This window comes from Thermanaerothrix solaris (genome assembly GCF_032334255.1).
In the GTDB taxonomy this organism is placed as follows: Bacteria; Chloroflexota; Anaerolineae; order Anaerolineales; family Anaerolineaceae; genus Thermanaerothrix; species Thermanaerothrix solaris.
Genome location: NZ_JAUHMF010000002.1, coordinates 1,302,109 through 1,308,279, shown reverse-complemented (window position 1 = coordinate 1,308,279; position 6,171 = coordinate 1,302,109). Strand labels below are relative to the sequence as shown.

Below are 6,171 nucleotides of genomic sequence, written 5' to 3'. Positions count from 1 at the left end.
CTGCCGTGTAGCGGGCTTCAGGGTCTTGACCTAGATTGCCGATCAGTTGAACTTCGAGCATGGTTCACTCCTTGAAATTTGTGAATGGCTTTTCAAACATTGCTATCAAAAAACGAGGATCAAGATAACGGCGTGCTTCAAATCACGCCCCCTTTCTATAGAGTGTCAGGAACAGGGAGGGCGCAGTGATGATCACGCACTTCTCCCCCGCACCTTGGGCAGCGGCAGCGATGCTGATCTTCCAGACGGTCGCTCTGCCAGCCGCACGCCCCACAATACACTACGTACAGACCACCGCCAGGATGAACCCAGCCGCGTTCGTTATCCCAGGCTAAATTGCACTTACACCACTGGCAAATCATAAAAAATGTGCTCCCTTCCTGCGACATTCACGCTCAGGGTAGTCAGCGGTTGACCTTTCTACCGCATGTCAATGTGCTGTGCCGGTCTCTCCCGGCTGTCACGTCCCATCACCCCTTTGCCGACGTTAGCGTGGCAAAAACGGAATTCAGGCGGGCGGGACTTGAACCCGCCCTCACGCACCTGCCGCCTGAAAGGCTTTGAGCCAACACCGCACGGGAAACACAAAGCCCTCTGCAAATCACATTCCTTGTGAGAGGCTTGCAGAGGGCTGTCATCTCATGCTACAATCGCAAATGAGGTGAGCAGTTGGTCTGCTTGCCTCGACCGTGAGCGTGCACCCACACGGCTCACGGAGCGCCCTGTCGGGCGCACAACGCCCGGCGGGGCGTTGTGTTTGTCGGGGCAGTTAGCAGGTGGTTTGGAAAGGTGCTATGAGGAGTATAACATAATTTGTCAGAAGAGTCAACTACTTCTGACAATTTTAACAAAAAATATAGTGCAGTTTTGAACTGCACTGTAATAGGTCACATCACAAGAGGATTTGTCTTAGGTTTATAAGGGGTTCCATCCGGATTGAATAGAACGCGCCCTTGCTTCCCTGATTTTTTATATACATCTGAACAATAAGCAACATCCGCTTCATCTAGCAGAACTTTGTTTCCTTTTTTACCAATTATCCTGATATATCCCTTTTTGGCCCATGTGGATAAAGTTTCTGCTGGTACTCTATAGACTCTTTCCGCTTCTCTAATCCAGATAGGTCTTCCACGCTTTTCTGCATGCTTCTGATACTCCGGCAAATCCTCTTTGCGGAGACCTTTTTCCTGGATGGCTTCGCTTCTCACCTCATCCTCGCTCACGAGCACCTCATCCGAACCGGGAAATATTCCTGCTCGGATTTTACCCTTCTCCACCAGGTCACGCAAGCGAGCCTCGTCCAGCCCATACTTGCGGGCGGCTTCGGAAAGCGGTAAAAATACAGGGAGGGTGACCATGTTACAACTCCTCTATCCAAATCGGCAAGTCAGTCACGCCAAACTGATGCGCCGCGCACACCATTCCATTCTTTTTCTTTTTGGAGTTCTGCCATGTCTGATACCTCGCGTGACATCACCCGTCTTGATCTGATCAACTACTTCTTCATCACCGGTCATCTCTGGCTCGAACTGCTCCTCGACCGCGCCCAACCTCAATTTGCCGAATGGCTCAGGCGTGCGAGATATTTCGACACCACCGACCGCGGCAGCGTAAACCCCGCAGATTTGATCGCTCACGCCTACTCCGCTGCCGCCCAACTCGGCCTGCCGCTGACTTTTTCCACCGTCCGCAGTCTTCTGTTGGATCGAAACTTTTTCTTCACCCATCTGCCCGTACCACCCGATGATCCCCTGTGGAATTTTGGACGCGACTACGGCGTAGGGTTCATCCTGTGGTTCTGGTGGCAGAGCCAGGAGACCGAGCCGTTTCGCCAGCAACTCGCCGAACAATTCAGTTCCATTCCCGAAAGTATTGACCTTTCCCTCTTCCTCTTCTGGCCCGCCTTGCCCAAGGAATACATTGACGATTTCCGCTCTCTCCACCATCGCTTCTACAGCCATTTGCAAAACAAACTGCTTTGACTTGCGGGCAGATTCGGAAAGTGGTAAAAATACAGATAGACGCGAGGTGGCCCGGAGCCGGGGGACAACGACCCTCTCCGCGGGCGAGGATCACCGGTCGGCGGGTAGCCACCGGCCTATCGGCGCGCAGCCCCAACGGGTAGTCAGGGCGGATCCTCGACAGGTCATCCCCCGACTCCGGGTTGCCTCAAGGCAATCTGCCACTGGGACGGAGAGGGAAAGACAAGAAGCAAGACGCTTGTGGCGCTCTTACTCCCCTTTGGCAGGGCTTGCGCGAGGAAGGGATTGGGTCCACCTCCTGCGCTCGCTCATCCTCCCCTTTCCGCCCCTACCGTACGGCAAACCGGAGACCGGACAGGCCTCCGGTTTGCTTTTTAATGTGCCAAAAACACACAACGCACCCAGGGATCCATCGGGTGCGCTAACAATACAGGGATGGAGATCCCTGTTGAGGCTCCTCGCCCAGGACTCGAACCTGGAACCTAGCGGTTAACAGCCGCCCGCTCTGCCGATTGAGCTAGCGAGGATCGTTTTGTGGGACTAATTATAATTCAAGCCGGCTATCTGTCAAGAAAATAAAAATGGGCGGGAGTTTAACTCCCGCCCACTTCGTTCAGACATAACCGTTTGTTCTTATTTTGCGGCGTGCTTGAGAGCGGCATGTGCCGCAGCAAGGCGCGCCACCGGCACACGGAACGGCGAGCACGATACGTAATTGTTACCCACCAAGTGGCAAAACTCAATAGAAGAGGGATCACCACCATGCTCACCGCAGATACCCACCTCAAGGTCGGGCCGCGTCTTGCGTCCTTCCTCAATCGCCATCTTCATCAGACGGCCAACCCCTTCACGATCTAGAGTCTGGAAGGGATTCTTGGGTAGCACACCCAGTTCCACATACTTGACAAGGAAAGAACGTTCGGCATCGTCACGGCTATAACCGAAGGTCATCTGGGTGAGGTCGTTGGTGCCAAAGGAGAAGAATTCCGCAATTTGGGCAATCTCGCCTGCCGTCACGGCGGCACGCGGTACTTCGATCATAGTGCCGAATTTATAAGGGAATTCCACCCCTTTCTCCTTCATTACTTGCTTGGCAATTTCCTCCAAGCGCGGCTGGATCCATTTGAGTTCATTAATATGACCCGTCAACGGGATCATCACCTCGGGCTTGGCCTTAATGCCGCGCAGGGTCACATTGGCTGCTGCCTCGAAGATTGCCCGCACTTGCATCTCAACGATCTCGGGCATCACGATGCTCAAGCGCACTCCACGCAAACCCATCATCGGGTTCGATTCATGCATCGCTTCAACTGCCACCAAAATCTTCTCGAGTTCAGCGATGTCCTTGCTCTCGCCCTTGCCCAAAACATAATCGGCCAGGTTCTGCAAGCGCTTGGTAATAATTTGCTCTTGCAACTCTTTCTCGGAGGGCAGGAACTCGTGCAATGGCGGGTCAATCAGACGAATGATGACCGGGTACCCATCCATGGCCTCAAACAAGCCCTCAAAGTCAGAGCGCTGGAAAGGTAGTAATTCATCTAAGGCCTGCTTACGCTCTTCACTGGTCTTCGCCAGGATCATGCGCTGCACAATAGGCAGCCGTTCGGGCTCAAAGAACATATGCTCGGTGCGGCATAGACCAATCCCCTTCGCGCCATAGGCACGCGCACGGCGGGCATCCTTGGGATAATCTGCATTTGCCCAAACCTGCAATCCCGTGGTTGGGAAGCCCTCGGGTCCCTTACGGATGCCAGGGCGGGCGCAAATTTCATCCGCCCATTCCAGCAGTGTCATGAGATCCCGCTGTTCCTCTAACGAGGGCGCTGTCATAGGCAATTTACCCAAAAAGACTTCACCAGTACCACCGTCCAATGAGATCCATTCCCCTTCGCGCACCACAACACCATTGGCACTCATGAGTCGCTTGTCCAGATCAATCTGGATGGACGACGCTCCAACGACGCAGGGTACACCAAATTGACGTGCCACGACCGCCGCATGGGAGGTTGCCCCACCTTCGCTGGTTAAGATACCCTTGGCGGCGAGCATACCATGCACATCATCCGGTTTGGTGAAGGGGCGAACCATGATCACATCTTGCTTGAACTCTTTGGCCATTCGCTCGGCAGTGTCAGCATCGAAATAGACCTGCCCAACCGCTGCTCCTGGTGAGGCGTTCACACCCGTCGCAAAGAGACGCCCTTCCTTCTTGGCTTCCTGAATCACTTTGGGGTCGAACTGCGGGTGTAAAAGGGTGTCTACCTGCTCAGGGGAGACGCGTAAAACCGCCTCTTCTTTGGTGATCAAACCCTCATTGACCATATCTACCGCGATCTTCACGGCCGCGCGGGCAGTGCGCTTACCATTGCGTGTCTGCAGCATCCACAAACGGCCACGCTCGATGGTGAATTCCACGTCTTGCATGTCGCGGTAATGGCGTTCTAGTTTTTCGCAAATTTCCAAGAACTGCTGGTAGGCTTCAGGCAATTGTTTGGCGAGATTCTCAATTTTTTCGGTATTGCGAATACCCGCAACCACATCCTCTCCCTGAGCATTGAGCAGATATTCGCCATACAACTTCTTCTCACCTGTCGAGGGATCACGGGTAAAGGCTACACCGGTGCCGGAGTCCCACCCCATATTGCCGAAGACCATGGTCACGATGTTAACTGCCGTACCCAGATCATCGGGGATGCCGGTTGCACGGCGATAATCCACAGCGCGTTTACCATTCCAGGACTTGAACACCGCCTCGGTGGCCAGACGCAACTGCTCATAGGGGTCGGTGGGGAAATCGAAGCCTTTTTGTTTGCGCACAACCTTCTTGAACTCTTCGGTGAGTTCCTTCAAGTCCTCGGCTGTCAGGTCTGTATCGGCTTTGGCCCCACGGGCGCGCTTGAACTCATCCAGCACTTCCTCGAAGGCCTCATCCGGGATCCCCAGCACTACCGAGCCAAACATTTGCACTAGGCGGCGATACGCATCATACACAAAGCGGGGATTATTGGTCAGCCGGATCATGGCTTGGGCTGTCTCATCGTTCAGGCCAATGTTGAGCACAGTATCCATCATGCCAGGCATCGAGAATTTAGCTCCTGAGCGGCATGAGACTAGCAGCGGGTTTTCCGTACCGCCGAATTTCTTGCCGGTCAGTTTCTCAACCTCAGCCAGGGCAGTCATCATCTGCTCCCACAACCCCTCGGGGAACTTCCCTCCTGCCTTAAGATAGGCATTGCACGCCTCGGTCGTTACCGTGAACCCTGGCGGCACCGGGACGCCCAGGCGGGTCATTTCGGCCAGGTTGGCCCCTTTGCCACCTAGCAAGCCACGCACATCATCCCAATTGCCACCCACATATTTCTCAACTTCATCCAATTCGTGGAAAAGATAAACCCACTTCTTCATGATCAGATGATCCTCCTTGTGTGAACGAAATGCCGGTTTTTACACCCACATGTTTTGTGGGGATTGATTAAGCCTATCAAGTTTTAAATTTTACCACAAAGATATGTGATTTTTAGCACGATTTCATCGTTTGTTTACACAATGCGTTTGTTCAACATCACTACGTTCCAGATTCCCTTTTTCTAACCAATTGTAAACCATCTGCAAGGTCTTTTTTACGCCAAAACGAAGATAATAGAGGTTGTAACCCGGACTGGAGGCAACTATGAAACTTTTGGTCATTGATGACGATCCTTCAACTGCAGACCTGCTCGAGGCCATCCTCCAAACCATGAATATTCCTGCTGCCATCGAACAAGCCACCACAGGCGTTGAGGGCATTCAAAAGGTTAAGGAAACACAACCGGATATCATCATCCTTGATCTGGTTATGCCCGAAATGGATGGTTGGAAAGTTTGCCAGGAAATTCGTCAATTCAGCAATGTCCCAATTCTGATCCTTTCCGCTCTCGACCAACCTGGCCACGTCGCTGCGGCGCTGGATGCAGGCGCCGATGATTATTTGGTCAAACCCGTTTCCGCCAACATCCTAGTCGCCCATCTCAATACCCTATTAAGACGTAGTCCAAAATGGAACACTCAGCCCTTTGTTGTATCACGGGCTTCATTCTAAACTTAAACTCAACTCCGGCGCCTTCGCCGGAGTTTTTTACATTAAGCAACACAAGCAGTATAATCTAACCAATATTTAGCCACCTTCTCAAGATTAATCCCTAAGTTCGAC

4 protein-coding genes and 1 tRNA gene are annotated in these 6,171 nt (G+C 52.9%); 2 read left to right on the top strand and 3 right to left on the bottom strand.

Annotation, left to right across the window (positions count from 1 at the left end):
• Positions 1-887 precede the first annotated feature (887 nt).
• On the bottom strand, positions 888-1,358 hold the full coding sequence (locus QYE77_RS14280) for a hypothetical protein (protein WP_315626132.1): 471 nt from the start codon (positions 1,356-1,358) through the stop codon (positions 888-890).
• A gap of 93 nt (positions 1,359-1,451) precedes the next feature.
• On the opposite strand from QYE77_RS14280, the gene QYE77_RS14275 reads away from it, so the two are divergent.
• Positions 1,452-1,982, top strand: coding sequence for a hypothetical protein (locus QYE77_RS14275; RefSeq protein ID WP_315626130.1), 531 nt, complete (start codon positions 1,452-1,454; stop codon positions 1,980-1,982).
• Between the two features lie 454 nt (positions 1,983-2,436).
• On the opposite strand, the gene QYE77_RS14270 is transcribed toward QYE77_RS14275, so the two are convergent.
• Positions 2,437-2,509 (bottom strand) — tRNA-Asn (locus QYE77_RS14270).
• A gap of 106 nt (positions 2,510-2,615) precedes the next feature.
• Positions 2,616-5,387, bottom strand: a complete 2,772-nt coding sequence (gene ppdK / locus QYE77_RS14265; protein ID WP_315626129.1) for a pyruvate, phosphate dikinase — start codon at positions 5,385-5,387, stop codon at positions 2,616-2,618.
• A gap of 265 nt (positions 5,388-5,652) precedes the next feature.
• Here ppdK and QYE77_RS14260 point away from each other — a divergent pair, with 265 nt between their 5' ends.
• Positions 5,653-6,060 (top strand): response regulator transcription factor, encoded by a 408-nt coding sequence (locus tag QYE77_RS14260; protein WP_315626128.1) that lies wholly within the window; start codon positions 5,653-5,655, stop codon positions 6,058-6,060.
• Positions 6,061-6,171 lie beyond the last annotated feature (111 nt).

Excerpts from the sequence above, each read along its gene's own strand:
- QYE77_RS14280 (WP_315626132.1), bottom strand. The coding sequence starts at position 1,358 with ATGGTCACCCTCCCTGTATTTTTACCGCTTTCCGAAGCCGCCCGCAAG.
- QYE77_RS14275 (WP_315626130.1), top strand. The coding sequence starts at position 1,452 with ATGTCTGATACCTCGCGTGACATCACCCGTCTTGATCTGATCAACTAC.
- ppdK (WP_315626129.1), bottom strand. The coding sequence starts at position 5,387 with ATGAAGAAGTGGGTTTATCTTTTCCACGAATTGGATGAAGTTGAGAAA.
- QYE77_RS14260 (WP_315626128.1), top strand. The coding sequence starts at position 5,653 with ATGAAACTTTTGGTCATTGATGACGATCCTTCAACTGCAGACCTGCTC.